Origin of the sequence: Floridaenema evergladense BLCC-F167, from assembly GCF_041929205.2 — a bacterium.
Taxonomy (GTDB): domain Bacteria; phylum Cyanobacteriota; class Cyanobacteriia; order Cyanobacteriales; family Aerosakkonemataceae; genus Floridanema; species Floridanema evergladense.
Map to the genome: position 1 here is coordinate 3,693,204 of NZ_CM171625.1, position 24,878 is coordinate 3,718,081.

Genomic DNA, 24,878 nt, shown 5'->3' on the forward strand with positions numbered 1-24,878 from the left:
TTAGGTGAAAATTTAAGGAGTTGTTAGAAGATGAGTCTACTTATGGAAGCTGCAACTAGTGCAGCTAATAATGCAGCTAATGCCCCACATTTTCCTGTGTCTGCTATTTTAGTTTATGTGGTGGGATTTATTGCTGCTGTGACGATCGGCTCAATTGCTTGGTATAATTCAAAGCGTCCAGTAGGCTGGGAAGATAAAGAACGTCCCTCAGTTGTTCCCGAAGTGAAAAAAGAAGAAACTCCTGGTATTGGTACTCCGCAAGGTTAATTAATCAAGAACTGCTAATATTTTCAGATTGGAGATTTCAGATTGCTAATTGGTGAAAGAATTCCTGGCTAAATCTGAAATCTTAATCTGTAAATTGGGTGATGCGATCGCTAATTTTGTTTGGACAACCAATTTTTGTAAAGTTTTTGAATTGCGCCCAAAACATTATTTTGAATTGACTGTTGTGGGTTATTTGCTGGATCTAATTGTTGAATAGTGTTAATCAGTTGGGCTTCTTCAGTGGTGACATTGCTATCACTGTAAATCAAAGCGCTGATTGCTTCAATTAAATTTTGGCATTTCTCGGAAGAAGGGCGATCGCCTAAATACTCTTCTATCCATTTATAACATTCAGCCGACGGTACTGCGCGGAATTCATAGAGCCAGGGATAAATTTCTGGATCGTTCTCTACACCCTTTTCTTTCGCCAGTCGGTGTAAATATTCTCGTTCTTCTGGTTGAACTTGACCATCAATCCATGCTACACCGACGAGAATCTTAAAGAGAGTTTTGACATCTGAATCTGAAACCATTGTTTTTTCCTTCATTTTATTTATTTAGATTATCAAGAATTGGCGGCTAAATAACAGGTGTCGATCGCAAACGTACCATAAAAAATCCGTCCATCTGTTCTCGGTGTGGTAAAACTTTAATCCACCCCTCTGGTGCAACGAAAGAGGATACTGGTGAATTAGCAGCAGGTAACTCAATTTGCCAATTTGCATGAGTGGTGAGAAAATCTTCGATCGCCTGTTGGTTTTCTAAAGGATGCAAAGTGCAGGTAGAATAAACCAAAATCCCTCCTATTTTAACATATTTAGAGGCACTATCTAACAATTCTCTTTGCAAAATTGCTAATTCTTTAATATTTTCGGGAGTTTGTCGCCAACGTGCATCGGCGTGACGGTGCAAAGTTCCTAAACCAGAACAAGGTACATCAAGTAAAACTCGATCGGCTACATTGGTAAATTGGGGAAAGTTGCGACTATCGCCTGTGCAAATTTCAATTGATTTTAAATTCAATCTTTGCGCGTTTTCTTGCAGTTTTTTTAAGCGGGAGGGAGTGCGATCGCAAGCCCAAACTTTACCTTCATCCTTCATTAATTCTACAATATGTGTCGTCTTTCCTCCAGGTGCGGCACAAGCATCAATTATTACTTCTCCCGGCTGCGGATCTAAAAGATGTGTTACCATTTGGGCGCTACTATCTTGTACAGTCCACCAACCTTCTTTAAAACCGGGTAAATTTTGAATTGCGCCAGTACTGCTAATTAATCTTAAAGCTTGGGGAAGATGGGGAATTTTTCTAAGTAAAATATCTGCTGATTTTAAGCTTGTTTCTACTTCTTCAATGGTAGTTTTTAAAGGGTTAATTCTGAGATCGATCGCCGGAGTTTGATTCATCCAATCACACAATTGTTCGGTTTCTGTTTCTCCCCATTGTTCTAACCATAATTGAATTATCCAATCAGGAAAACTGTAGAAAATTCCTAATCTTTCAATCGGGTTTTCTGGTAAAATTAATGGGTCTTGGTTAAGGGTGGAGATGCGATTCCCGAAGGGATCGCTTCGCGAAGCGTACTGGCGCAACAAAGCATTTACAACCCCACTAAGTCCAGCAAATTTATTTTCTTTTGCCAGTTCAACAGTAGTATTAATAGCAGCTGAAACGGGAACGTTGGTAAGATATCTTAATTGATATAAACCTAAGTGTAAAATGGTGCGGAGATCGGTTGGTTGTTGATGAGCTTTCTTTTTGCCTAATTGGTCAATAATTGCATCAAGAGTTCGCTGTCTTCTGACGCTACCATAAACTAATTCGGTGGCAAATTTTCGGTTGATATCGTTAAGGTTTGATGCACGCAGAAAGCGATCTAAGGCGACATCTGCATAAGCGCCTTTGTGAATATCTCGTAGGGTGAGAAATGCCAGTTGTCTAGCGTTTTGGGAGTTCATGCTGGCAAGTTAATGGGGTTCTTTTTTAAGGATATCTTGTTGGGATGCAAGAGGGTTAATTTTTTGAACCACAAAGGACGCAAAGGAAGAGGAAGAGAGGGGCGATCGCTACTTTATACTTGAGTAATGATATAAAATATGTTATGCGGGATGTGGAAATAAAGAAAATGGCGGAAATTGTTACACTTGAACTATCTGAATCCTTAGCAAAAAAAGCCAAAGAAATCGCTGCTCTTACACATCGGAGACTTGAAGATCTGTTGGTAGAGTGGATCGATCGTGCTATTAGCGAATTACCTGTAGATGCCCTACCAGATGAACAGATTTTGGCTCTCTGCGAACTGCAAATGGAACCTGAGCAGCAAGAAACTTTAAGTGAGCTTTTAGCAGGTAACAGAGAAGCGCAACTTAATGATACAGAATTTAAACAACTAGATGAATTAATGAAAGTCTATCGACATGGTTTATTGCGGAAAGCCCAGGCTTTTAAGGTAGCTGTTGAACGTGGATTGAAACCTGCTATTAATTAATAGTAATGTCTCGCATTTACATCCCTGTAGAAATAGAACGTCGCGTTCGTACTGCTGCTAGAAATCGCTGTGGTTACTGTTTGAGTCCCCAGCATTTGGTTATGGCACGTTTGGAGATAGAACATATTATCCCCGTCTCTAAAGGTGGCAGCAATGATGAATCTAATTTATGGTTAGCCTGTCCAATTTGCAATCGCTATAAAAGCGATAAAATTACTGCGGTTGACCCAGAAAGTGGTGAGAAAGTAAATCTTTTTAACCCGCGTACTCAAGTTTGGTCTGAGCATTTCCAGTGGGCTGAAGATAGTATTCGTATTATAGGAAAAACACTGACTGGTCGGGCGACAGTTGCAGCACTAAAATTAAGTGAAGATCCCGATGTTTTAGAAGTTCGGAGTTATTGGGTAATTGCGGGTTGGCATCCTCCAAAAGAGTGAAAAGTGGATAGCGATCGCACTCATTTGCTTCTAAAATTTTGGTATGCTGTGGCGATCGCTTGCATATTTGCTTTCGCAGTAACAGAGTTATTAATATCAGGATGATATTTTCTGGCTAGGCGATGATAAGCTATTTTAACTTCTTTTGGTTGAGCATTTTTCGCTACTCCTAAAACCTCCCACCATTCGCCTGAAAGTAATATTTCTGATGTAGTTTCGCTTTGATTAAATGACTGTTGCCAAATTTGAATTTCTTTGTATTTGCTACCACTAATTAAAGTTGTTCCATCAGGAGTAAAAGCTACTGGATAGCGTCCAGAAAGAGTTTGTAAAAGTTTTCCGGTTTTTAAATTCCACAGTTTGATTTCTTTGGTGCTTGCAGTGGCAAAAGTTTCTTTATCTGGATGAATAGCGATAGAAAAAATTGCTGTTGAGTGTCCGTCTAAAGTAGAAATTAACTCTCCGGTGTGCAGATTCCACAATTTAATAGTTGTGTCGGTGCTACCGCTAATTATAGTATTGTTGTCGGGGGAGAGGGCGATCGCACTTACCCACCCAGAATGACCTTGTAAAACCCGAATAACTCGTCTAGTACTTAAATCCCAAATCCTAATAGTTTTATCAATACTGCCACTAATCAAAAACTTGCCATCTGGACTAAAAGCCAAACAAAAAACCGCCTCAGAATGACCATTTAAAGTATATTTTAAATCTCCAGTAAACCGACCCCAAATTTTAATAGTTTTATCAGCACTTGCACTAGCAAAAATATTTCCATTAGGACTAAAATCAACGGAGTAAACGAAACCTAAATGACTATAAGGAGAATTTGAATAAAAACAAGTACCAATAAGCTGTTTTTTTGGAAGATTCCAGCGAGTTACTTTATTTTCAAAATCACCACTAACTAGCATTTCTCCATCAGGACTAATTGCCACCGAGAAAACTTCTTTTGCAAAACCACAAAAGCTGAAAATCTGTTTTCCTTTCTGCAAATTCCAAAGACTAACTGTTTTGTCATCGCTTGCAGTAGCAATAATTTGACCATCAGGACTAATAGCGATCGAATTAATTGCGCCAACCTCTCCCCTAAGAGTTTTTACACATTCCCAAGTAGGAGAAGTTTGAGCTTTCACCGATACTATTTTCCCTTTACTTATAAACGGCTTAAAAGGTTGTTTATGTAAGTTCGCTGTGGAAAAATTGCAGTAAGCACGATTTTTAGAATGTAGTTTAGCCTTGAGTGCTTGGAATTCTTCCTCAACCTCAAGATGCGCCAACTTTTGTTTCCAAATAAAATCAGCTAAACCGCTCTCCAATGACATTAATTCTAATTCATAAAGCGCCTGAGTATAAGCTTCCATATACAAAACTTTTTCTTCCATTCTGGCGAAAGCTTGTGCAGCACTTTCCCCACTTCCAGACTTATCAATTAACTTAGCAATCCCATAAAAAGCAAGTCCAATTACACCTCCCGCAGCCGCCATTGTTCCCATTCCAATACCAAATGCTGTTCCGCCAACACTTAATCCCATTCCCCCAACAGCAGAATAAAAACCAACCCCACAAACCGCACCAATTCCTATTGCACCAAAAGCAATTGCATCACCTTCTCCTATTGCTTGAAAAGCGCCATAAGCAGCAGCACCAACAACTCCTCCCGCCGCCGCAACTGGTGCCATACCAATACCAATTCCGCCAAAACCTCCGACTAATCCCATGTTGCCAAAAGTTGTAGAAACAGCTGCACCTGTAAAAGTTCCAGTAGAAATAAACGTTGCACCTTTTGTTAAGTTGTCCGACACTTGTTTTTGCTCTCAAACTTACTTGGTCAATCCTAGATTAAGCAAAGATAATTTATTATTGCTTCAGAATAATTACGGAAATTATTTTTTTTAGGAACCGCAGAGACGCAGAGAACACAGAGAAAGAGGGAGTTATTTGAACCACGTTAGCGTAGCTTGCGCGTAGCGCATAGACACGAAGGGCACGAAGAAAGAGGAGGAAAGGTGCGATCGCTTTTTCTAAGGTAGTATTTCAAAATAAGTACAATGTTGTGGGCGAACCATTGAGAAATCACGTCGATCTAGTGTAAGGATTTTTGTCACATTCATTCTTTCAGCTATAGCTATAATTGTTGCATCCACAAAATCTAATTCACTGTCAGAATATTGGTTTAAAATCTGCGTTACTCTTTCTAAATCTGGTTTAGTAATTCCTTCAATAATTACATTACTTTTGACTAATTCAGCTAAAAATTGTCTCATCTTATGATGTCCTAAGCGAGAAGCAATTAAATAACTAATTTCTGGTAAAACCGTCATCGGTAAAACTAATTGTTCCTTTAAATTACTAATAACATCGATTACCGAACGATAATTTTTATCTTTACTATTAACCGTTGCCAATAAAAAACTTGTATCTACAATAGCCGTCATTACTGCTTGTCTCCTTGATGAGAAAAGCCTCGAATTGGATCAAATTCTGACTTTAAAATTTCCTCATCTCTTTCGGATAAATCTGTTTCGTCAGACTCTCCTAGACCAGCTATACTCATTAAAAAATTACTTTCTTCGGGTTCATCTTTTTTTAAAGCAGGAGTTGAACTAACCTTAAACTGTAAATATTCAATGAAATTTGCTAATTCAGGCAATACTTCCGAGGGAAGTTCTTCAATAGCTTGGGCTAATTCTTGGCGTGTGGGTGTTACAGAATTCATATTACTAAATTAAAGGGGATTGTTAAGTTTTAAATTTACTCTTTTATTTAGCTTAAAAGTCATAAAAAGTCAATGGTTAAATTTTGGAGAAGGCAAGAAATTATTCAAGTAGTTTTGTCGGGTATTACCTCTGTAGTCGGGAAGTAGCCATAAATTTATAAATTCCGTAATTTTACAGTTTATTTTAAATCTTAGAAACGTAATAATTTTAATTAAAATTTAATCTAAAATAAATAGTACATGGACTGGGAAGTAAGATGCCTAATTATAAAGAGTACAAAAGCGTTAGTGAATTTCCTTTGCATATCCAAAATCTGAGTCGCGAGGAACTCGAAAAAGCTTATCAAGAGATTCGCACTACATACCGCAGTCTTACTAATAGTCGCGCTCAATTAGTCCGACGACAAAGCGAGGCTAAAACTAATCTTGTGAAGCTGCAAAATAATCTAAAGCAGACAACAACAGCACTAGAAAAAGTGAATGCTGAGAGAGAAAAATTACAAAAATCTCTGGCGCATAGTGTTGCAGTTCAGAAAGAGTTAAAGGTTTGGGGAGAAAGCCTCAATGAGCAAGTTGGTGGCTTAAAAGAACAGATGAACGCAACAAATCAGTTACTAGAAGAATTTGAGTCTGTGTATGAGGAAGTTAATAAAGAGCAGGGTGTACTTTCCATCGGTCGTCGTTTTTATCTTTTATTAACAGCAGCTAAAAGGCTACTTAATACTGATATACAAGATTTGATATTTAAAAATAAAACTGCATCTGCTCAAGAGGAATCTTGGGCAGAAGAAACACCCGAAAACATCAATCGTAAACTGTTAGACGACTAGAGCAAGATGGGCAAATTAACAAAATCGCTGAAAGCAGTTACTCAAAAACTAGACGATGTGCAACATGGTATTAACCAAATGCAAACGCTAGGGGAAGAACTGGGAAAAAATACCTTCCGTGTAGCAGAAGCAGCACTTAAGACAGGTTATGCTTATGCTAAAGCTGAAACTGAAGAGGTATTTAGCCATCCTCTTTTACCAAGCGCTTCTACCATTTTGGATAAAGACCAACTCAATGGAGCAGAATTTTGGACAGAAGCAACACTCAAAGATCGATTTGGTAGCTGTGCTAAAACTTATCAGTATTTAAAGAAAACATATAACATCAAGCTGAATTCTCCTAGCTGGAGAAATGTTGTTGCTGCTTTTAATGGAACTGGAGATGAACTTCCTATAGAAGAACGAGTGACACAATTAGAACAAAAAGTGGTTCAGCAAGCGCAATATATAGTAAGTTTAGAACAAAAGATTGATGAAATGCGGTTACAATTACAACAGTTGACGATCGCACTTAGCAAAGTTTTGTAGAAAAGAGAAATGCGATCGCTTAAATAAATACAAATTAAAGTCATCATTACAAATCTTCAGGAGTTAAACCTGTGACTTTAGCAATTCGAGCAAGCATACGAGGCCCTATTTCTTCACTATCGTGAAAGGCAAACACTACATCAGGCCAATCAGGACGGGACAAAATAATATGAGAGCCTGACACTCGTTTAATCTCCCATCCGATACGTAATAAAGCGGCTAAGACACGCTTGGCTTTTGTGCTAGACCATTTACTCATGCTGCTACAAAAGAAACACTCAACAAATCAGGCATTACTTCTCCGTGTTCCAGCTTATCCGCCAACACTCGCAACGCTAAAGCCTGAACTTTAGCAACTGCTTCTTCCCGTATTTCTCCATAAGCAAGCACACCTGGCATCCCAATCACTTCAGCCAGCCAGCGTCCGTCTTCCTCTTGTTCAATCTCGATCGCAAAATTCATAACTTTAAAAGCATAGTAAATAAAAGCTATGTTAACTTGTCAATGAGAGATCCTGCCAAGAGATAGAATTATAGATCGCACTTAACAAAATTTTGCAGCCATGAGAGAAGTAATTAACTAGGAGCAAATTTTCATGAATGCTTACAAAACATATATCACCATAAAAGACCCAAAGCAGGTAATTTTATCCGACCTTCCATTTCAATCAGGACAGCGAGTAGAAGTGATTATTTTAGCTGAAAATAATCAAAAAACTTCTTTAGCCCAAAAAATGCAAGAGTTGTTAAAAGAAACTCAGGCTTTACACTCAGATCGTCCTCTAACAGAAGCAGAAATTGAGGCAGAAATAGAAGCATATCGGCGGGGAGAATGAGAGTTGTTATAGATACTAATGTTTTAGTTTCTGCGGCAGTTGTTGATAGAATTTTACCACAGATAGAAAGGATGCTAAATTTCTCGCTTGTGCTGTAGCTGCAAATGTTGATTTTTTGATTACTGGCGATCGAGATTTGACGGATGTACAATCTTGGGGAAATATAACAATTATCTCTGTGTCTTTGTTTAAGCGATTAATCGACAATCTCATTTAATGAGAATTAAAGTATTCTAATAAAAGCTATCTTTTGCATAACAGAATAAATTTAGATGACCGCAATAGATTCCCCCAAACACAAAAAAGCCAAAGCCCTCAAATCAACCAGTCGCCGCCCCGCTAAAGAACTTTGTAGCGAATGCGGGCTGTGCGATACATATTACATTCATTATGTCAAGGAAGCTTGCGCTTTTATTAATCAGCAAATAGCCGAGTTAGAAGCAGAAACTCATGGGCGCAGTCGCAACCTGGAAAACCAGGATGATTGGTATTTTGGCGTTCACCAAGATATGATGGCTGCACGCAAAAAACAGCCAATCCCTGGCGCACAATGGACGGGAATTGTGAGTACGATCGCAATTGAAATGCTCGATCGTGGCATGGTCGAAGGCGTTGTCTGCGTGCAAAACACCAAAGAAGACCGCTTTCAACCAATGCCAATTATCGCCCGAACTCCAGAAGAAATCCTCGCCGCCAAAGTCAACAAACCCACACTTTCCCCCAACCTTTCTGTGCTAGAACAAATAGAACAATCTGGCATGAAACGGCTATTAGTAATTGGCGTTGGTTGCCAAATTCAAGCATTACGCGCCGTCGAAAAACAACTAGGTTTAGAAAAGCTCTACGTTTTAGGTACTCCCTGCGTCGATAATGTGACTCGTGCTGGATTACAAAAATTCCTCGACACTACCAGCAAATCTCCAGAAACAGTGGTGTATTACGAATTTATGCAGGACTTCCGGGTACATTTTAAACATGAAGATGGATCGATCGAAACAGTCCCCTTCTTCGGTTTAAATACCAAAGAATTGAAAGACGTTTTTGCCCCTTCCTGCATGACCTGTTTTGATTACGTCAATAGCTTGGCAGATTTAGTAGTCGGATACATGGGCGCACCTTTTGGTTGGCAGTGGATTGTAGTTAGAAATGATACAGGTCAGGAAATGCTGGAATTAGTCAAAGACCAGATAGAAACTCAACCTGTAAACTCTTCTGGGGACAGACGCAACGCCGTCCAGCAAAGCATTCCCGCTTACGATAAAGGCGTAACTCTCCCAATGTGGGCAGCAAAATTAATGGGTGTAGTAATACAAAAAATTGGCCCCAAAGGTTTGGAATATGCCCGATTTTCCATTGACTCTCACTTTACTCGTAACTATTTGTATGTCAAGCGGAATTACCCTGAAAAATTAGCCGATCATGTTCCAGAATATGCCCAAAAGATCGTTAACCAATACAAGCTGCCCCCATCATAAGTAAACCCCTTAAATGTCTTTAGACATCTCCAAAAAACCTGGTAGAGACGTTATATGTAACGTCTCTACCAGGTTTTCAGGTAATGCACCTTTAATTTCTGGAAATGTCTTTAACTACCCGGTTTATATCTAAAATAACTGGGTTTTTTATGGCCTAAACTGCTAAATAATTCTCTCCCCAGCTAAGAAAAAGCGTGCAGAAATTAAACTGTCATGCCGTCAGCAAGCAGCCATTGCTCTCTGAAATAGCTTAGAGATGAAAGATGGTTATTTCTATAAATCAAAAGGGGGGTGTACTATGTTAAAGCAACCAATGAAGCACTTCAAACACGCTAGATTTCTTGCTTGGGTAACAGTCCTTTGCGCTTCGTCTGTAGTCGCCCAAACTGCTAATTATGGTGCTATTAATGTATCACCTGGATTTGAACCCTCAAGTGCGATCGCTACAGGTTCCACCGCAGGTTCTTTCTCCTTATTTTCGATCGCCAATCGCGATCGCGACAACAACTTCTGCATCGGATACAGCAACAGCGCTACACCCGATCACGTATTAACTTTGCAAAAAGACTTCTCTCACCTCAAGTTAGAACTCAGAAGCGGTCGTACCTCTACAACATTAGTCGTTAAAGGCCCAAATGGTGTAATTCGTTGCGGTATTGGCAGTATTGAAGATAAAAATTGGAAAGCTGGCGAATATGAAATTTGGGTAGGTTCCAAAGACGAAGGTGTAAGAGGTAACTATACTTTACTCGTTAAGGAATAATTGGGACTGGGGAGATGGGGAGATGGGGAGATGGGGAGATGGGGAGATGGGGAGAAAGAGGAAAATCATTAACTCAAAACTCAAAACTCAAAACTCAAAACTCAAAACTTTCCCAGTCCCCAGTCCCCTCGCTTTACGTGATAATCCAACCAAGCAGAGTGTTGCTCTCCACACTCAAAAGTGTGACATTGAACGCTAAGATCTATAGAACCTATTTATTGCCAAATGTTGGTATCTACTCGTGCTAAATGCCTTAGTAGCTGACTTCCGCATTATCTTCGATCGCGATCCTGCCGCTCGTAACTGGCTGGAAGTCTTATTCTGCTATCCTGGTTTGCAAGCCCTATTCTTGCACCGCTTCGCTCATTGGCTTTTTCTGCTGGGTCTTCCTGTAATTCCTCGCTTAATTTCTCACATTGCTCGTTTTCTTACAGGAATTGAAATTCACCCAGGCGCACAAATTGGTCATGGTGTTTTTATCGATCACGGAATGGGTGTGGTCATTGGAGAAACTGCAATTGTGGGAGATTATGCCCTAATTTACCAAGGCGTTACCCTTGGGGGTACAGGTAAAGAAAGCGGTAAGCGTCACCCGACTTTAGGAGAAAATGTTGTTGTCGGCGCAGGTGCCAAAGTTTTGGGCAATATCCACATAGGCAACAATGTTCGCATTGGCGCAGGGTCGGTAGTGTTGCGCGATGTGCCTTCTGATTGTACGGTTGTGGGAATTCCTGGTAGAATCATTTATCGTTCTGGCGTGCGTGTAAATCCTTTGGAACACGGAAGTTTACCTGACTCAGAGGCAGAAGTGATTCGTGCTTTGGTCGATCGCATTGACTTTTTAGAACAAAAATTTGAAGAATTACAAAATAAACAACAATCTCAACAGCCAGTTGCTATCCCTGTTGGTGCAACAATTGGTGTAGATGATTGCGATCTCAAATACTTCTGTCGCATCAACGATAAAAAAATTCAAGAATTCTTAGATGGCGCAGGAATTTAATTAATTTTTGAGTTTGGAGTTGTAGGGGCGGGTTTAGCAGAAAATTCTTGACTCACAGCAGAAAAATTAACAACAAAACCCGCCCTTATAGAGTTTGAATTTGTCTCTCCTGCTCATGGATTTACTTCTTCTTTAAACCAATTTCCTTCGTTATCTATTTTGTAGAGCGATCGATTTTGTGGTTCCCCTCGCAACTCCAAATGATCCACAAAATCGGGTTCTAATAACAACAAATAGAAATTATCTAAAGGCTCATTTGGGTTAGGTTGCGGTGCTTGAAAAGCAGTTGCTTCTGCTCTCAATTTACCAGTTTCAGGCCAAGTAAATTGTACGCGGGAAGCATCAGAAAGTTCTTGCCAAGCTATTGTTCTTGCCTTTTGTAACTCTAAATCAGCATCATTATTTTTAACTAAAATCAACTTTCCAGAAATCCGAAATTGTTCGCGAGTATTGGCAAAATACCAACAAATTTCGCCCCAAGGTTGGTAATCTATTTGCTCAACTTTCGGACTTCTGGAATCTGTAATAAACTTCAATTGATTAGTATTCTCTAAAAAACCGCGAAAAACCACAGTTCGATTTGCCGGACGATTATTTTCCCGCACAGTCGCTAATTGTACATAATGGGAGTAAATCAGACTGCGGTTACGTTGTAGAGCGTGGGTGAGATGCGATCGCCAAGGAGCAAGAGACACAGGGATTAGGGATTGGGTACTGGGGACTGGGAATTGAAGCTGTAGAAAGCTGCTGATTTTAAAATACTATAGATTTAGTGATTTGAAAAACTAAGCAATGAGTGTTTGAACCAGAATTCGCATCAAAGGATCTAGATCGTCTGGAACTCGATAAATATCTAAGCCTTGTTGAATGTGTTTTGTTACTCGATTTAACCGTCCAAACTGCCAGATTTTTCCAGTTGTAACAGCACCAATTAGAATAGATTGTGCTGAGGTTTTCTCCCAGCGATCGAGCGCAATCATTTCAGCTGTAAGTTGTGTAAAACCGTAGTCTAAATCTTCTCGCTTTGCCTCAATTACTAAAATCTCTGTTTGGGTTCTCAAAAGATAATCTAAGTAACCTTGAAGTTGTTCTGTAACTTTGAGAGGATATTCAATTCGTAATTGAGCTTTGGTATAGTGAACCAGATCCAAAACCACTGGCGAAATCAAAATTTCTCGCCGCGAGGCTTCACTACCAAGACTTACATAAGGCAAAATCTCTTCAATACGCGATCGGAGTTCTTCTAAACGATCCAATTCCCCAGAATACAGAGGTAAATTGAGCCTAGTTCGTTCAAATGTGTAGCCAAACTCAATAACAAAATCTTCAGCATCTATTTGGAGTTCAAAAATTTTGCTGAACGTATATGGTTGATTGGGATTTACTAGTTTCGACATAGCGAATACTCCTATTTAATAATTTTTGAAGAGTTTTCCTTAAGTACAGGAATGAGAATTACAGATAAGTCATTACTTATTCTCCTAACTTAAATTCTTTTTTGCCTTTGTCTGGAGAGTCTCAACAAGTTCCACAGAGCTTGGACAAGGTAACTCAAGTGATAGAAGGCAACAGATTATTATTTCTAATAACAGCCCACATCTAGCGCAAAAACTCACACTTGTAAACCTTTCTGCCCTATATATAAGTCGTGTACACTAGTGAGTCTGTTGATCTATGACAAAAACAATATGGTTCGAGAGCTTGAAAAATTACAGCAGACTAGTCAGTTTCCTGAAACTGCGCCAGCTGCCAATCCTGTATTTTACAGAACTTACAGTCGCCGCACGGAGAAAGGGCGGGAAACTTGGGATGAGGTGTGCGATCGTACCATCCAAGGACTAACCAAACTAGGCAAACTGAGTGTCGCAGAAGCCACCATTCTAGACCGGATGCAACGGCAAATCAAAGCCCTTTCCTCCGGGCGATGGTTGTGGGTAGGGGGCACCGAATGGATCGAACAACCAGAAAACTTTTCCGGTGGATACAATTGCAGCAGCACCAACATCTGTGACTGGCGAGCCTTTGGACTGCTGATGGACTTAGCCATGATGGGCTGTGGCACAGGAGCCGTCCTAGAACCTAAGTATATCAATCAATTACCAGCAATTCACAACTATTTAAAAGTTACTTTGCAAGGTGAATTTGGCGTAATTCCCATCAATCAAAGACAGGAAGAAACCGAAGTTACAATTGTTGGCAATGAAGTCACAATTTATGTTGGTGACAGCCGCAGAGGTTGGGTAAAATCCTATCAAAGTTTACTGGAATTATCGACAGATAAACGCTTTACTGGAGAAGTTAAAGTAATCATAAATTTGAGTAATGTTCGTCCTGCTGGGGAAAAATTAAAAGGGTTTGGTGGAGTTGCTAACCCAATTAAATTACCTGAACTTTATCTGCATTGTGCGGCAATTTTAAATAAAGCATTAGGGCGACAATTAAATTCAGTTGAATGCTGTTTATTAATTGATGAAGCTGCGGTAGTTGTAGTCGCGGGTAACGTCAGAAGATCCGCTGGAATGCGCCAAGGAATTAGCGAGGATGAATTATTTGCTAATGCTAAATCGAATCTTTGGCAACAAGATGAAAATGGAAACTGGAGAATCGATCCAGAAAGAGATGCTTTGCGAATGGCAAATCATACGAGAGTATTCCATTCCAAACCAACATTACAAGAATCAATTGAAGCTGTGAGAAAACAGTATTATTCTGGTGAAGGTGCGATTCAATGGGCTGGAGAAACTATTGCTAGAGCTAATTGCGATCTACTAAAAACACCTGAATTAAAAGTTGATTTTCTTAAGGCTTACGATCGAGGAAAAGCTAAAGAATGGATAGAAGAAAACTATCCTAATATTAATATTAACGAGTTAGAACATCGATTAGCTCGCTTGGGATTAAATCCATGTGGTGAAATTATAGGTGCGAATTTTCATTGCAACCTTTCGGAAATTCACCTCAATCAAATCGACCCAAAAAACTACCAAGAACAGGAGGATGCTTTCACCGCAGGTGCTTTATCTGTAGCAACACTTTTGAATCACAAATTTATCGAACCTCGTTATCGATACAGTCGGGAATTAGACCCAATTGTAGGGGTTTCTTTTACAGGTTTGTTTGACTTTTTTGTGAATGCTTTTGGTGTTGATTGGTTGCATTGGTGGACGGAAGGAAGACCAGAAACTGAGCAAGGATTGAAGTTTAAAGAACAGGAAGCGGAGTACTTAAATCGTTGGCGAGAAACTGTGCATCGGGTGGTTTGGGATTATTGCGATCGTCATAATCTCAAGCGCCCAAATCGCTGCACTACCGTTCAACCTTCGGGAACCAAATCATTACTAACTGGCGCATCTCCGGGATGGCATCCTCCAAAAGCACAGCGATTTATTCGCCGAATTACCTTTAGGAAAAATGACCCTGTAGCTCTTGCTTGTATTGACTACGGCTACAATGTTATTCCGGCTCAATCTGATAAAGATGAAAATGGGAATTTGTTAAACGATCCCTTCGATCCTCGGTGTTCAGAATGGTTGGTAGAAATTCCCGTTTCTGTACTTTGGGCTGATTTACCGGGTGCTGATGAAATTGAAATTAGTAAGTTTTCAGCATTAGCTCAAATGGACTTTTATATGCAGGTCCAACGGTGGTATGTTCGGCACAACACAAGTGCCACTATAGAACTTCGAGAAAATGAAATCGAAGGTTTAGGTACTCGGATTTATGAAGCAATTCGTGATGATGAAGGGTACATTTCGGCAGCACTTTTAGCCAGATTTGATGATTTACAAACTTTCCCTCGGTTGCCCTTTGAACCAATTTCTAAAGAACAGTATGAACAATTAATGAAGGAGGTGAAATTGCGGCGGAAAACTGATAATTTCTATACTGCTTTGCGTCAATATGATTTGGGTGAAATGACAGAAGCAGGACCAGCAGGTTGTGATTCTGATAAGTGTTTAATGCCGGAACAAAAACCTGAGTCTTAAAAAAGGCAGAAGGCAGATTTCGCAGCGGGGGAGGTAGAACCTCTCAGATCTCGTTCCCAGGTTGAACCTGGGAACGAAAAATAGAGGCTCTGCCTCTTTTGAGAGCATAAAGAAGGTGCGTTACGTTAACACTAACGCACCCTACGGATAGAGGTGTTAAAAACCTAACCACTGATACCAATCATCTAAACCTGTTCCGGTTGTTGCAGATACTTGAAATATTTTGAGGTGAGGATTAACTTGATGGGCGTATTCTATGCAGCGATCGACATTAAACTGCACATAAGGTAACAAGTCAATTTTGTTGATGATCATTACCTGACTAGCACGAAACATATAGGGATATTTAATTGGTTTATCTTCTCCTTCTGTCACTGACAAAATCGCAACTTTGGCACTTTCTCCTAAGTCAAATAAAGCCGGACAAACTAAATTTCCGACATTTTCAATCATCACAATTGAGTTAAGCGGTGGATTGAGTTGTTGTAATCCTTGTTCTACCATTTGGGCATCTAGGTGACAACCTGCACCTGTGTTTATTTGGATGACATTGCAACCTGTGGCTTTAATGCGATCGGCATCATTTGTAGTTGCTTGATCGCCTTCAATTACATTTATTACAACCTTGTCTTTTAAATCTTGAATCGTTCTCGCTAACAATGTTGTTTTTCCCGATCCGGGAGAACTAACTAAGTTAAGTGCTAAGATATCTCGACCTTTAAACCAACCACGATTTTGGGCAGCTAAAAGGTCATTTTTAGCTAAAATATTTTGTTCTAAAGTAACTGTTGTACCGTGCATTTTTGCGTGCAATTGAGCATTTTCGCTGGCAACAGAATGGTTGTGAGGATGTTCGTGAGAATGTTCGTGATTATGGGAATGGGAAATAACTGTACCGTCGGCTAAAACATGAGTGTGTTCTCCTGTTTGGGGATTGGTAACAGTTACATTGGCATCATCAGAACAACCGCAAGTTACACACATAATTCTTCTACCTCTAATTCCTTAATTTTAAGTTCTTCACCTTGGAAAATTTCTAAATCGCTACTACCGCAAGCGTGACAAATACCGAATGGCACTTCTAAAGATACTTCTGTTTGGCATTGACGACAATGGGCTAAACCAGGAATTTCAATTATTTCTAATTTTGCCCCTTCTAGCAATGTTCCTTGAGAACAAACATCGAAACAAAAGCGGATCGAATCAGGTAAGATTGCTGATAGTTTGCCGATTTCTAGAGATACTCGTTTTACCCTGGAACCGTTGGCGTTTTCAGTGGCGATCGCTACAATATTTTGGGTAATTCCTAATTCGTGCATTTAACAAATCCTTGGCAATTGTTCGCCTACTAACATATCAACAATTCTCTCTGTTCCAAACTCAGTTTTTAGCAATACAACTCCCGCAGGATTGGCAATAACTTCACCAACGATTTGAGAATCTTTGCCTGTGGGATGCGATCGCATTGTCGCCAAAACTTCATCTGCTGAATCAGGCGGAACTACAACTACTAACTTACCTTCATTTGCCAAATATAGCGGATCGAAACCCAACAATTCGCACATTCCAGCTACCTCTTTTTTAACAGGAATAGCTGATTCATGTAAACGAATTCCTACATTTGCACTTTGGGCAAATTCATTTAATACTGTTGCTAATCCGCCACGAGTAGCATCGCGCATCGCCCGCACATTTGGGCAAACGGATACGATCGCATCAACTAACCCATTTAAAGGTTGACAATCGCTTTTAATATCAGTTTCCAAAGATAACTCACCCCTTGCTACTAAAATAGCAGCACCGTGATCGCCCAGAGAACCATTAACTAATACAATATCCCCTGGTTGAATCTCTCTAGCAGAGGGAGAAATGCCTGTTTTAATTACACCAATACCAGTAGTATTGATAAATAACTTATCAGCAGAACCGCGAGGAACAACTTTAGTATCTCCGGTGACGATTTGTACGCCAACTGCTAAAGAAGCAGCTTTCATACTGTCAACAACTCGCCGGAGAATGTCAATTTCTAAACCTTCTTCGAGAATCACGCTACAACTGAGAAAAAGTGGTTTTGCACCGCTAACAGATAAGTCGTTAACAGTACCATTAACCGCTAAAGTTCCGATATCACCTCCAGGGAAAAACAGAGGAGTAACGACGTAAGAATCTGTGGTGAATGCTAGGCGATCGCCCAACAACATTAAACTTCCTAAATCGATTCGCGCCTGATCTTCCAATAAAGAAAGAGTGGGATTATCAAAACTACCTACAAAAACATCATCAATCAAATCGCGCATCGCACTACCACCGCTACCATGAGCTAAAGTAATAGTGCGTTCCTGAAATTTTTTCTTACGTTGAGGCATTTTTAGATGAGAAATATTCATATAGAGAGTTTAAATGATTTGTGAAAAAGATTTTTTTTGAAACGCGAAGACGCGAAGAGCGCGAAGAAAGAAGAGAAGAAGAAATCCCCCGATCAAAAGATTGCGCCAACATCTGCGTTCATCTGCGTTTATCTGCATTCATCTGCGTTTAAAAAAAATCTAAATCTCCCCACCAAAAGACTGCGTTAACATCTGCGTTCATCTGCGTTCATCTGCATTCATCTGCGTTCTAAAAAATCTAAATCTCCTCACCAAAAGATAGCACTAACATCTGCGGTTAATTAACCTTCACCTCTTCTCGCTTACCTATTGACAAACGTCCATACTTATAGTAAGCAGCACAAGCCCCTTCCGAAGAAACCATACAAGCGCCAAGGGGATGTTCAGGAGTACAAGCAGTGCCAAAAACCTTACACTGCCAAGGTTTCAGCACACCCTTCAAAATCTCCCCACACTGACAAGCTTTGTGATCCGCAACTTGCCTTCCGGGGAAAGAAAACTTCGCCTCTGCATCAAAACGCGCATATTCTGGACGCATTTTCAACCCAGACAACGGAATATCGCCCAATCCACGCCACTCAAACGCCTCTCTCACCGCAAAAACTCGTTGCATCGCATCCAAAGCAACGGCGTTACCGTGAGAATGCACTAAGCGACTATATTGATTTTCCACCTCGCAACGTTTTTCCGCTAATTGTTTAACAACCATCCAAATTGATTGCAAAATATCTAAAGGTTCAAACCCGGAAACTACGACAGGTTTGTGATATCTTTCGGCAATAACTTGATAAGGTTCTGTACCAATTACTGTGCTAACATGACCTGGGCCAACAAATCCTTGTAATTGCAAGTCGGGATTAGCTAATAATGCTTCTAATGCTGGCACAACTAATACGTGATTGCAAAATAAACTGAAATTTTCTACGCGATCGCACTCTGCCTGGAGTACAGTTAAAGCAGTGCTAGGTGCGGTTGTTTCAAAACCGATCGCAAAAAACACCACTTCTTTTTCGGGGTTTTGTTTAGCGATTTGTAGCGCATCTAAAGGCGAATAAACCATGCGAATATCTGCACCATTCGCTTTAGCTTGCAGCAAGCTATATTTAGATCCGGGAACTCTCATGGCATCGCCAAAAGTTGTGAAAATAATGTTAGGTTGTTGTGCTAAGGCGATCGCATCATCTAGTCTACCTTTTGGCATTATACACACTGGACAACCGGGGCCGTGAACTAGTTCGATCGTTTTTGGTAACAAATCTTCTAGTCCATATTTAAAGATTGCATGGGTATGTCCGCCGCAAACTTCCATAATTTTAATCGGTTTTTCGCTGGAAATTTGGTTGCTTATTTGCCGAATTTGTTCGATTAATGTTTGCGCTTTTTGTGGATCGCGAAATTCGTTGATGTATTTCATAGTTTTTAAACCGCAGATGAATGCAGATTTACATTTAGCTTTACTGTTGGTTGCGTTAGTTTTTTTAGAACGCAGATGAAAGCAGATAAACGCAGATGAACGCAGATGTACAGGTGACTTTATGCTTTGTAGGAAAAGCTAATTGCTTATAGCTAATGATTCTTGAATTTCTGCTAGTTCCTCTAGTAATTTTAGGGTTTCTGCTGCTTCTTTGGGGTCGATTCGTTGCATGGCAAAACCGACGTGAACTAATACCCAATCTCCTAAACAAGATTCGACGGGATGGGTATCATCGACGATGCAAGCGATGTTAACTTGACGTTTTACGCCGCTAATATCAACAGTAGCGAGTTTATTTTTTACGTCTGTTATTTGGACTATTTGACCGGGAATTCCTAAACACATTTTATGTTACCTTTTGGAATTTGCAATTTATTTTCTTTTATTCCATTTCAAAGACAAAATTCTCGTCTTCTAAAAGCATCTCAATTACTTCACGGAGATTCTCTTGTAGTTCATCTAAACTTTCTCCTTGGGAATGTGCTCCGGGAAATCCAGGGACATAACCTACATAGAGTTTTGTATTTGGATCTCGTTCGATAATTGCAGTAAATGTTTTCATATTTTCCGTTTTTTCAAGTAATTTACAATCAATTATGGATCGATCGCGCTGCTGCGATCGCCACTTGTCCCAACGACAATCCGCCATCATTTGCAGGTACTAAACTATGCGTTAAAACTGTTAAATCCATCACTTTTAGATGTTTACTAACCTGTTCTAATAACACTTGATTTTGAAAGACACCTCCTGTTAAAGCAACTTGAGTAAAAGAGTGAGTTTCCCGCAAATGATTTACCATAGATGCGATCGCTTTTGCCAATCCCAAATGAAATCTAGTCGCTATCACTCTCTGGGAAACTCCTTGTTGTAAATCTGTTAACAATGCTTTCCACATTGTTCGAGGTTCTAAATAGGAAATCGGCGCAGATATGATTTCAAAAGGATATCCTGTTTCCTCATCAATATCATCAACTAAAGCTTCTAATTCAATCGCACCTTGTCCTTCATAACTCGCACGATCGCGACAAATCCCCAAAGCAGCAGCTACCGCATCAAATAAGCGTCCGGCGGAAGAAGCTAACGGAGAATTAATCTTTTTTGCTAACATTTGGTTTAAGAGCGATCGCGGTTGTTTGTCTAAAAATTCCACTATTTCTAACTCTCTATATTTTACCTCCAATTCCTCCCAATCAAACCCAGCCATCAGGTGAGCGTAAGTATTCCGCCAAGGTTGATAAATTGCTTGTTCTCCTCCTAACATAGCAATTGGTTTGAAGGTTGCTAATCTCTCATAGCTGCGATAGTCTGCTATGAGAAACTCGCCACCCCAAAGCGTGCCATCTTCACCATAACCTAAACCGTCTAAGGCTATTCCTAAAATTGGTTTAGTCTCTAAACTTATTCCATTTTCTGCCATGCAAGCTGCAATATGGGCGTGATGATGTTGAATAGAATAGATTGGATTTATTCCTAATTCTTTACCTATTTTGGTCGAGAGATATTCGGGATGGAGGTCTAGTGCGATCGCTTCTGGTTTATGCTCAAACAAATGCAAATAAAGTTCCAATGTTTCCCGATAAGCTGTCAGCACTGCCACATTTTCTAAATCCCCCAAATGCTGAGATAAAATCGCCTCTCCATCCCGCAACAAACAAAAAGTATTTTTCAATTCACTCCCCATTGCTAAAATAGGAAAAGCTTGTTCAAATCCTGATGGTAAGCGGATTGGTGCTGGTGCGTACCCACGCGCACGGCGTAAAATTTGCAGGCGATTTCCTACTACTTTGACTACCGAATCATCAACCCGATTGACAATATCTCGATCGTGCAGCAAAAAATAATCAGCGATTTTACTCAACTTCTCTTTTGCTACTTCATTACTAATACATTGTGGTTCATCGGAAAGATTGCCACTGGTGAGTACGATCGGACGTTCCATGCGCCGCAAAATCAGATGATGCAACGGTGTGTAAGGCAACATGAAACCGAGAGATTTAATATTAGGCGCAACCGAAGCAGCAATAGGTTTTGGAATTTCTGTATTGTGTTCTTTTAATTGTAAGAGTACAATGGGAGCAGCAGCACTTTCTAACAATTCCATTTCTAACTCATTGATGACACAATACTTCTCGATAATTTCTAAATTCTTTGCCATCAAAGCAAAGGGTTTGTGATAGCGATGCTTGCGTTCTCTCAGTTTTTGCACTGCTGTTTCATTCGTGGCATCACAAGCAAGATGAATCCCACCAATACCTTTAATCGCAACAATTTCTCCTCGTTGTAATAGAGTACAAACTGCGTCCACATCGTCTAACATGGAGAATATATCTGATACAATGGGTTTACCATCTGCTCGTTCTAACCAAGCTTTTGGGCCACAAAAATGACAGGCGACAGGTTGAGCGTGAAAGCGGCGATTTGTGACATCTGCATATTCTTTCGCGCATTCCGAGCACATTTGAAAATTTGCCATGCTGGTGTTGCGGCGATCGTAAGGAATAGCGCGAACAATGCTTAAACGAGGGCCGCAATGTGTACAATTAGTAAAAGGATAGCGATACCAACGGCTAAAAGGATCGAAGATTTCCGCTTTACATTGAGGACAAGTTGCAGCATCGGGAGTAATGCTGGTTTTGACTTTATTACTAATACTTTGAGTAATGGTAAAATCTGTATAATTTGGTGGTTGAGATAGGGGGAAACGTGCGATCGCTTCAATTTTTGCTAAAGGCGGACATTCTTCTTGAAGTCGATCGACAAAACTTTCTACAGCTTCCGCAGTTCCCACAATTTTAATCAGTACACCTTCCCCATCATTACAAACTTCACCTCGCAAATTACAAAGTTTAGCAAGGCGATAAACTGTTGGGCGAAATCCTACTCCTTGGACTGTACCACGCACCCGGATTTCTTCAGCTATTTTTAAGTTAATATTGGTTATCATTTTGTTAAAATTAGAATCTTTTTTAATCACAGATATCCACAGATGAACACAGATGTACATTTAGCTTTACTGTTTACTGCGATAGCTTTTTTTAGAACGCAGATGAAAGCAGATGAACGCGGATGAACGCAGATGTACATTCAGCTTTACTGTTTATTGCGATCGTTTTTTTACCATACTTATATTTAAGCGATCGCAAGTCAGATTGACCAAAATTTCAAACTTTCTTAGCAACTATCCATCAAGGATTATTCAAGTTCCACAGCATAACTCGATTGTTCCCTGAATCAGCGATCGCAACTGTATCACCACAAACCTGTTGAGTGTTAGTTTAGAGGAGGAGCGATCGCACTTGTCTAGCTAAGGGAAATGCGATCGCATAACCTTTACCTAGCAAGTATAACACCACACTTTATCTCTGACTAACAGCTGCATAATTAGTCCGATAAACCGTTAGTTTTTCTTTAGCTTGAACCGAAACAAAAGTATTATTTGGAATAGCTTCTAACAAACTAATTGCTTCTTGCCATTTCGCTTTTGCTTGCTGCCAAACTTCTGCCGGATGAGGTGGATTTTGTGCAAGAACAGCAGCTTCCATCGCCAATTTTTTAGCAGTTTCCAAATTAGTTGATGCTTTTTCTTCAGCGATGAGTCTGTTAGTAATAGCAGTGTAGTTAGTTCGATAAACAGCTAGTTTTTCTTTAGCTTTAACAGAAATAGGAGAATTTTCGGGAATTGCTTCTAATAAATTAACAGCTTCCTGCCATTTAGCTTGTGATTTCTGCCAAATTTCTAGGGGATGAGGTGAGTTTTGAGTCATCACAGCAGCTTCCATTGCTAGTTTTTGAGCCGTTTCTAAATTTGCTGCTGCTTGTTGTTCGGGATTTGGTTTTTGGATAGCTTCCAAGTTTACCGATGTCTCTTGTTCAGAAATTGGTTTTTGGGAAGTTTGCAAATTAGCAGATGTCTGTGCTTCATGATTTGGTGTTTGTGCAACTTCCAAATTTACGGATGGTTGTTGTTCAGAATTAGGTTTTTGGGAAGTTTCCAAATTTGTAGATGTCTGTAGTTCAGGATTTGGTGTTTGTACAACTGCTAAGTTTACCGATGTTTGTTGTTCAGGTTTAGGCTTTTGAGCAGTTTCTAAATTAGCAGATGTTTGTGGTAGAGAGTTCGGTTTTTGCTCATCTGTATTTTGAGAAAGGTGCAAGTTATTTAATAATTGCTGAATCTGTGGGGTTGCAATTCCACTTGTCCAACCTGCATAACCTAAAGCTGCGACTGTTGATGCAGCTAATAAAGCTTTTATGGGAAAGCGACTACGCTTAACTGGTGGTTTTAGTTGTTCATTTTTAATTCTGATTGGTGTGGTTTCTCTCTGTCTTTGTTCTTCTGCTTGGTGGCGGTGTTCTTTTTCTTGCTGGTGACGCTTTTCTTCTGCTTCCAAGCGACGACGTTCTTCTTCTATGCGGCGTTTTTCTTCTGCTTCCAGACGACGACGTTCTTCTTCTAAATATCTAATTGACTGTTCGGCTTGTCCTCTGAGATTATTAGCTTGTAAAACTAAAGAGTTAGCTTTTTCTTTGATTGAAAAACATTCCTCAATAACAGTTACTTCTGATACTTTTGGTACTCCCTGTTCTCCAAAGGAAATGATTAGCGCTTCTTCATCATCAATCCAATCAATAGCAAAAACAGTGTCTCCGAAGAACATTAATAGAACTTTTATTCTTTCAACTATGTCTTCGCTGTCTTCATAATCTTGTAAAATTTTGTCGATTTTTAGCTGGATTTGTTTTAAGTCTTTTTGAGCCGTCTTTATTTGCTGAAGCTGTTGCTTTAAAATTGACTCATCTCCAAATTCTAAGTGAATGTTTAATGTTTCATTTATTTGTCTGAATTGTTCAGTCAATATAGGATGTTTTATTTCAAGGTCTAAAACTGTGAAAAAATCGTAATTATTTAATAAATCTTTGGCAATTTCTCTTAAAGTTTCACTCCAACCTACAAAGTAGGGGATTTTTTCAAGTAAATCTTCCAAAGTTAGTTGGGTGTCTGTTTCGCCAAACTTATATGCGACAGCTTTTAAAGCGCCACTTACTAGTTGGTCTATTAAAAAGCCACCAGGAATAAAAAAACTAGCAATAGGGGCAACAAATTTAAGCATACCCATTGCCATATTTTTATTTTTTTCAAATTCATAGTCACTATTTAGGTCATTATAAATGACAAGTAACTTTATTTGAATATCATTTAATAGAGATATTTCTCGCTTTATTATAGATGAATTTCCAATAGTAAGTTTTGATTCATCGATAAGTGTTGCTAGTTCGTTAAGCAGAGTTTCTAAATCAGACATAACACACCTCTAGAAAGTTATACTTTAACAATGAAAGACGATCGCACTCTCCCCAAAAACGAAAAATGCGATCGCCACTTATTTTTCTACTCTTTATTCACCGCATTTCCCAGCTTTTTAGCTAAAGAAATACCTTGACCAACTCTCTTTTTAACTTTTTGTGCTTGAGCTACATTTTCTTGAGGAGACTTAGACCATAATCTATTCCCAACAAATCCTAAAACTCCTTTACGTTCCGGCTGTTTGACATCTTCAGACTTAGGCTTAGGTAAATCTTCCTCGTCTGTATCATGAGAAAATAAACTAGGTACAATCAAAGACAAAAGTATTAAGATTACCACTGCCAAGAAAACTGGGTTGACAAATTCAAAGGAAACTACCATA

Annotated in this window: 29 protein-coding genes and 1 pseudogene; 12 read left to right on the top strand and 18 right to left on the bottom strand. The window is 39.6% G+C overall.

Features of this window, described 5'->3' with window-relative positions:
- The first annotated feature begins 30 nt into the window (after positions 1–30).
- Entirely contained in the window at positions 31–267 is a 237-nt protein-coding gene (gene psb35, locus ACE1CA_RS17960; protein WP_459563557.1) for a photosystem II assembly protein Psb35, read from the top strand.
- 110 nt (positions 268–377) lie between these two features.
- Here psb35 and ACE1CA_RS17965 read toward each other — a convergent pair whose 3' ends face one another.
- Positions 378–800, bottom strand: a complete 423-nt coding sequence (locus tag ACE1CA_RS17965; RefSeq protein ID WP_413276150.1) for a tellurite resistance TerB family protein — start codon at positions 798–800, stop codon at positions 378–380.
- A 46-nt stretch (positions 801–846) separates the two neighbouring features.
- Positions 847–2,223 carry a 16S rRNA (cytosine(967)-C(5))-methyltransferase gene (locus ACE1CA_RS17970; protein WP_413276149.1) on the bottom strand — a complete coding sequence of 459 codons (1,377 nt, stop codon included), beginning with the start codon at positions 2,221–2,223 and terminating at the stop codon, positions 847–849.
- A gap of 167 nt (positions 2,224–2,390) precedes the next feature.
- On the opposite strand from ACE1CA_RS17970, the gene ACE1CA_RS17975 reads away from it, so the two are divergent.
- Complete coding sequence (locus ACE1CA_RS17975; RefSeq protein ID WP_413276148.1) at positions 2,391–2,753, top strand: hypothetical protein; 363 nt, start codon at positions 2,391–2,393, stop codon at positions 2,751–2,753.
- 5 nt (positions 2,754–2,758) lie between these two features.
- The gene (locus tag ACE1CA_RS17980) at positions 2,759–3,190 is read left to right on the top strand and encodes an HNH endonuclease (protein ID WP_413276147.1); all 432 of its coding nucleotides are present in this window, start codon (positions 2,759–2,761) and stop codon (positions 3,188–3,190) included.
- A 20-nt stretch (positions 3,191–3,210) separates the two neighbouring features.
- Here the strand turns inward: ACE1CA_RS17980 and ACE1CA_RS17985 are convergent, their stop codons facing one another.
- The 3 genes from ACE1CA_RS17985 to ACE1CA_RS17995 all read right to left on the bottom strand — a co-directional run bounded on the left by ACE1CA_RS17985 (position 3,211) and on the right by ACE1CA_RS17995 (position 5,909).
- Complete coding sequence (locus ACE1CA_RS17985; RefSeq protein ID WP_413276146.1) at positions 3,211–4,995, bottom strand: WD40 domain-containing protein; 1,785 nt, start codon at positions 4,993–4,995, stop codon at positions 3,211–3,213.
- Positions 4,996–5,214: 219 nt separating this feature from the next.
- A complete protein-coding gene (locus tag ACE1CA_RS17990) occupies positions 5,215–5,628 on the bottom strand; it encodes a type II toxin-antitoxin system VapC family toxin (protein ID WP_413276145.1) in 414 nt (137 codons plus the stop codon).
- Positions 5,628–5,909 (bottom strand): DUF2281 domain-containing protein, encoded by a 282-nt coding sequence (locus ACE1CA_RS17995; RefSeq protein WP_413276144.1) that lies wholly within the window; start codon positions 5,907–5,909, stop codon positions 5,628–5,630. The genes ACE1CA_RS17990 and ACE1CA_RS17995 overlap by 1 nt, the downstream gene beginning before the upstream one ends.
- A 257-nt stretch (positions 5,910–6,166) precedes the next feature.
- Between ACE1CA_RS17995 and ACE1CA_RS18000 the strand changes: the two genes are divergently transcribed.
- Entirely contained in the window at positions 6,167–6,739 is a 573-nt protein-coding gene (locus tag ACE1CA_RS18000; RefSeq protein ID WP_413276143.1) for a hypothetical protein, read from the top strand.
- A 6-nt stretch (positions 6,740–6,745) separates the two neighbouring features.
- On the top strand, positions 6,746–7,267 hold the full coding sequence (locus tag ACE1CA_RS18005) for a hypothetical protein (RefSeq protein WP_413276142.1): 522 nt from the start codon (positions 6,746–6,748) through the stop codon (positions 7,265–7,267).
- A 46-nt stretch (positions 7,268–7,313) separates the two neighbouring features.
- Here the strand turns inward: ACE1CA_RS18005 and ACE1CA_RS18010 are convergent, their stop codons facing one another.
- A complete protein-coding gene (locus tag ACE1CA_RS18010) occupies positions 7,314–7,526 on the bottom strand; it encodes a type II toxin-antitoxin system HicA family toxin (protein WP_413276141.1) in 213 nt (70 codons plus the stop codon).
- Entirely contained in the window at positions 7,523–7,729 is a 207-nt protein-coding gene (locus ACE1CA_RS18015; protein ID WP_413276140.1) for a type II toxin-antitoxin system HicB family antitoxin, read from the bottom strand. Before ACE1CA_RS18015 ends, ACE1CA_RS18010 begins: the two co-directional genes overlap by 4 nt.
- Positions 7,730–7,862: 133 nt before the next feature.
- Here ACE1CA_RS18015 and ACE1CA_RS18020 point away from each other — a divergent pair, with 133 nt between their 5' ends.
- The 6 genes and pseudogenes from ACE1CA_RS18020 to cysE all read left to right on the top strand — a co-directional run bounded on the left by ACE1CA_RS18020 (position 7,863) and on the right by cysE (position 11,343).
- On the top strand, positions 7,863–8,102 hold the full coding sequence (locus ACE1CA_RS18020; RefSeq protein ID WP_413276139.1) for a hypothetical protein: 240 nt from the start codon (positions 7,863–7,865) through the stop codon (positions 8,100–8,102).
- Between the two features lie 94 nt (positions 8,103–8,196).
- Positions 8,197–8,319 (top strand): annotated as a pseudogene (locus tag ACE1CA_RS18025) (putative toxin-antitoxin system toxin component, PIN family); the annotation flags it as partial.
- 55 nt (positions 8,320–8,374) lie between these two features.
- A complete protein-coding gene (locus ACE1CA_RS18030) occupies positions 8,375–9,577 on the top strand; it encodes a Coenzyme F420 hydrogenase/dehydrogenase, beta subunit C-terminal domain (protein WP_413276138.1) in 1,203 nt (400 codons plus the stop codon).
- Between the two features lie 298 nt (positions 9,578–9,875).
- Positions 9,876–10,340: a hypothetical protein gene (locus tag ACE1CA_RS18035; protein WP_413276137.1), complete on the top strand. Its 465-nt coding sequence runs from the start codon at positions 9,876–9,878 to the stop codon at positions 10,338–10,340.
- A gap of 22 nt (positions 10,341–10,362) precedes the next feature.
- The gene (locus tag ACE1CA_RS18040) at positions 10,363–10,539 is read left to right on the top strand and encodes a hypothetical protein (RefSeq protein ID WP_486517428.1); all 177 of its coding nucleotides are present in this window, start codon (positions 10,363–10,365) and stop codon (positions 10,537–10,539) included.
- A gap of 42 nt (positions 10,540–10,581) precedes the next feature.
- Complete coding sequence (cysE, locus tag ACE1CA_RS18045; RefSeq protein WP_413276136.1) at positions 10,582–11,343, top strand: serine O-acetyltransferase; 762 nt, start codon at positions 10,582–10,584, stop codon at positions 11,341–11,343.
- Positions 11,344–11,456: 113 nt separating this feature from the next.
- On the opposite strand, the gene ACE1CA_RS18050 is transcribed toward cysE, so the two are convergent.
- Both ACE1CA_RS18050 and ACE1CA_RS18055 read right to left on the bottom strand, forming a co-directional pair.
- Complete coding sequence (locus ACE1CA_RS18050) at positions 11,457–12,038, bottom strand: Npun_F5749 family FMN-dependent PPOX-type flavoprotein (RefSeq protein WP_413276135.1); 582 nt, start codon at positions 12,036–12,038, stop codon at positions 11,457–11,459.
- A gap of 90 nt (positions 12,039–12,128) precedes the next feature.
- Positions 12,129–12,740, bottom strand: coding sequence for a hypothetical protein (locus ACE1CA_RS18055; protein ID WP_413266210.1), 612 nt, complete (start codon positions 12,738–12,740; stop codon positions 12,129–12,131).
- A 291-nt stretch (positions 12,741–13,031) separates the two neighbouring features.
- Here ACE1CA_RS18055 and nrdJ point away from each other — a divergent pair, with 291 nt between their 5' ends.
- Entirely contained in the window at positions 13,032–15,329 is a 2,298-nt protein-coding gene (gene nrdJ, locus ACE1CA_RS18060; protein WP_413276134.1) for a ribonucleoside-triphosphate reductase, adenosylcobalamin-dependent, read from the top strand.
- A 156-nt stretch (positions 15,330–15,485) separates the two neighbouring features.
- Here the strand turns inward: nrdJ and hypB are convergent, their stop codons facing one another.
- From hypB to ACE1CA_RS18105, 9 genes are all read right to left on the bottom strand, one after another.
- Positions 15,486–16,313, bottom strand: coding sequence for a hydrogenase nickel incorporation protein HypB (hypB, locus tag ACE1CA_RS18065; RefSeq protein ID WP_413276133.1), 828 nt, complete (start codon positions 16,311–16,313; stop codon positions 15,486–15,488).
- Positions 16,304–16,648 carry a hydrogenase maturation nickel metallochaperone HypA gene (hypA, locus tag ACE1CA_RS18070; RefSeq protein ID WP_413276132.1) on the bottom strand — a complete coding sequence of 115 codons (345 nt, stop codon included), beginning with the start codon at positions 16,646–16,648 and terminating at the stop codon, positions 16,304–16,306. Before hypA ends, hypB begins: the two co-directional genes overlap by 10 nt.
- Complete coding sequence (gene hypE, locus ACE1CA_RS18075; RefSeq protein WP_413276131.1) at positions 16,649–17,716, bottom strand: hydrogenase expression/formation protein HypE; 1,068 nt, start codon at positions 17,714–17,716, stop codon at positions 16,649–16,651.
- Between the two features lie 277 nt (positions 17,717–17,993).
- Entirely contained in the window at positions 17,994–19,130 is a 1,137-nt protein-coding gene (gene hypD / locus ACE1CA_RS18080) for a hydrogenase formation protein HypD (RefSeq protein ID WP_413276130.1), read from the bottom strand.
- 138 nt (positions 19,131–19,268) lie between these two features.
- Positions 19,269–19,535: a HypC/HybG/HupF family hydrogenase formation chaperone gene (locus tag ACE1CA_RS18085; RefSeq protein ID WP_413276129.1), complete on the bottom strand. Its 267-nt coding sequence runs from the start codon at positions 19,533–19,535 to the stop codon at positions 19,269–19,271.
- A gap of 37 nt (positions 19,536–19,572) precedes the next feature.
- On the bottom strand, positions 19,573–19,752 hold the full coding sequence (locus ACE1CA_RS18090) for a type II toxin-antitoxin system HicB family antitoxin (protein ID WP_413276128.1): 180 nt from the start codon (positions 19,750–19,752) through the stop codon (positions 19,573–19,575).
- 28 nt (positions 19,753–19,780) lie between these two features.
- The gene (gene hypF / locus ACE1CA_RS18095; RefSeq protein ID WP_413276127.1) at positions 19,781–22,135 is read right to left on the bottom strand and encodes a carbamoyltransferase HypF; all 2,355 of its coding nucleotides are present in this window, start codon (positions 22,133–22,135) and stop codon (positions 19,781–19,783) included.
- A gap of 412 nt (positions 22,136–22,547) precedes the next feature.
- Positions 22,548–24,494 (bottom strand): hypothetical protein, encoded by a 1,947-nt coding sequence (locus ACE1CA_RS18100; protein ID WP_413276126.1) that lies wholly within the window; start codon positions 24,492–24,494, stop codon positions 22,548–22,550.
- Between the two features lie 86 nt (positions 24,495–24,580).
- Positions 24,581–24,877: a hypothetical protein gene (locus ACE1CA_RS18105; RefSeq protein WP_413276125.1), complete on the bottom strand. Its 297-nt coding sequence runs from the start codon at positions 24,875–24,877 to the stop codon at positions 24,581–24,583.
- Position 24,878 lies beyond the last annotated feature (1 nt).

Coding starts and splice junctions, on each gene's coding strand:
- psb35 (WP_459563557.1), top strand. CDS start 31: ATGAGTCTACTTATGGAAGCTGCAACTAGTGCAGCTAATAATGCAGCT.
- ACE1CA_RS17965 (WP_413276150.1), bottom strand. CDS start 800: ATGGTTTCAGATTCAGATGTCAAAACTCTCTTTAAGATTCTCGTCGGT.
- ACE1CA_RS17970 (WP_413276149.1), bottom strand. CDS start 2,223: ATGAACTCCCAAAACGCTAGACAACTGGCATTTCTCACCCTACGAGAT.
- ACE1CA_RS17975 (WP_413276148.1), top strand. CDS start 2,391: ATGGCGGAAATTGTTACACTTGAACTATCTGAATCCTTAGCAAAAAAA.
- ACE1CA_RS17980 (WP_413276147.1), top strand. CDS start 2,759: ATGTCTCGCATTTACATCCCTGTAGAAATAGAACGTCGCGTTCGTACT.
- ACE1CA_RS17990 (WP_413276145.1), bottom strand. CDS start 5,628: ATGACGGCTATTGTAGATACAAGTTTTTTATTGGCAACGGTTAATAGT.
- ACE1CA_RS17995 (WP_413276144.1), bottom strand. CDS start 5,909: ATGAATTCTGTAACACCCACACGCCAAGAATTAGCCCAAGCTATTGAA.
- ACE1CA_RS18000 (WP_413276143.1), top strand. CDS start 6,167: ATGCCTAATTATAAAGAGTACAAAAGCGTTAGTGAATTTCCTTTGCAT.
- ACE1CA_RS18005 (WP_413276142.1), top strand. CDS start 6,746: ATGGGCAAATTAACAAAATCGCTGAAAGCAGTTACTCAAAAACTAGAC.
- ACE1CA_RS18010 (WP_413276141.1), bottom strand. CDS start 7,526: ATGAGTAAATGGTCTAGCACAAAAGCCAAGCGTGTCTTAGCCGCTTTA.
- ACE1CA_RS18015 (WP_413276140.1), bottom strand. CDS start 7,729: ATGAATTTTGCGATCGAGATTGAACAAGAGGAAGACGGACGCTGGCTG.
- ACE1CA_RS18020 (WP_413276139.1), top strand. CDS start 7,863: ATGAATGCTTACAAAACATATATCACCATAAAAGACCCAAAGCAGGTA.
- ACE1CA_RS18030 (WP_413276138.1), top strand. CDS start 8,375: ATGACCGCAATAGATTCCCCCAAACACAAAAAAGCCAAAGCCCTCAAA.
- ACE1CA_RS18035 (WP_413276137.1), top strand. CDS start 9,876: ATGTTAAAGCAACCAATGAAGCACTTCAAACACGCTAGATTTCTTGCT.
- ACE1CA_RS18040 (WP_486517428.1), top strand. CDS start 10,363: ATGGGGAGATGGGGAGATGGGGAGATGGGGAGAAAGAGGAAAATCATT.
- ACE1CA_RS18055 (WP_413266210.1), bottom strand. CDS start 12,740: ATGTCGAAACTAGTAAATCCCAATCAACCATATACGTTCAGCAAAATT.
- nrdJ (WP_413276134.1), top strand. CDS start 13,032: ATGGTTCGAGAGCTTGAAAAATTACAGCAGACTAGTCAGTTTCCTGAA.
- hypB (WP_413276133.1), bottom strand. CDS start 16,313: ATGTGTGTAACTTGCGGTTGTTCTGATGATGCCAATGTAACTGTTACC.
- hypA (WP_413276132.1), bottom strand. CDS start 16,648: ATGCACGAATTAGGAATTACCCAAAATATTGTAGCGATCGCCACTGAA.
- hypE (WP_413276131.1), bottom strand. CDS start 17,716: ATGAATATTTCTCATCTAAAAATGCCTCAACGTAAGAAAAAATTTCAG.
- hypD (WP_413276130.1), bottom strand. CDS start 19,130: ATGAAATACATCAACGAATTTCGCGATCCACAAAAAGCGCAAACATTA.
- ACE1CA_RS18085 (WP_413276129.1), bottom strand. CDS start 19,535: ATGTGTTTAGGAATTCCCGGTCAAATAGTCCAAATAACAGACGTAAAA.
- ACE1CA_RS18090 (WP_413276128.1), bottom strand. CDS start 19,752: ATGAAAACATTTACTGCAATTATCGAACGAGATCCAAATACAAAACTC.
- hypF (WP_413276127.1), bottom strand. CDS start 22,135: ATGATAACCAATATTAACTTAAAAATAGCTGAAGAAATCCGGGTGCGT.
- ACE1CA_RS18100 (WP_413276126.1), bottom strand. CDS start 24,494: ATGTCTGATTTAGAAACTCTGCTTAACGAACTAGCAACACTTATCGAT.
- ACE1CA_RS18105 (WP_413276125.1), bottom strand. CDS start 24,877: ATGGTAGTTTCCTTTGAATTTGTCAACCCAGTTTTCTTGGCAGTGGTA.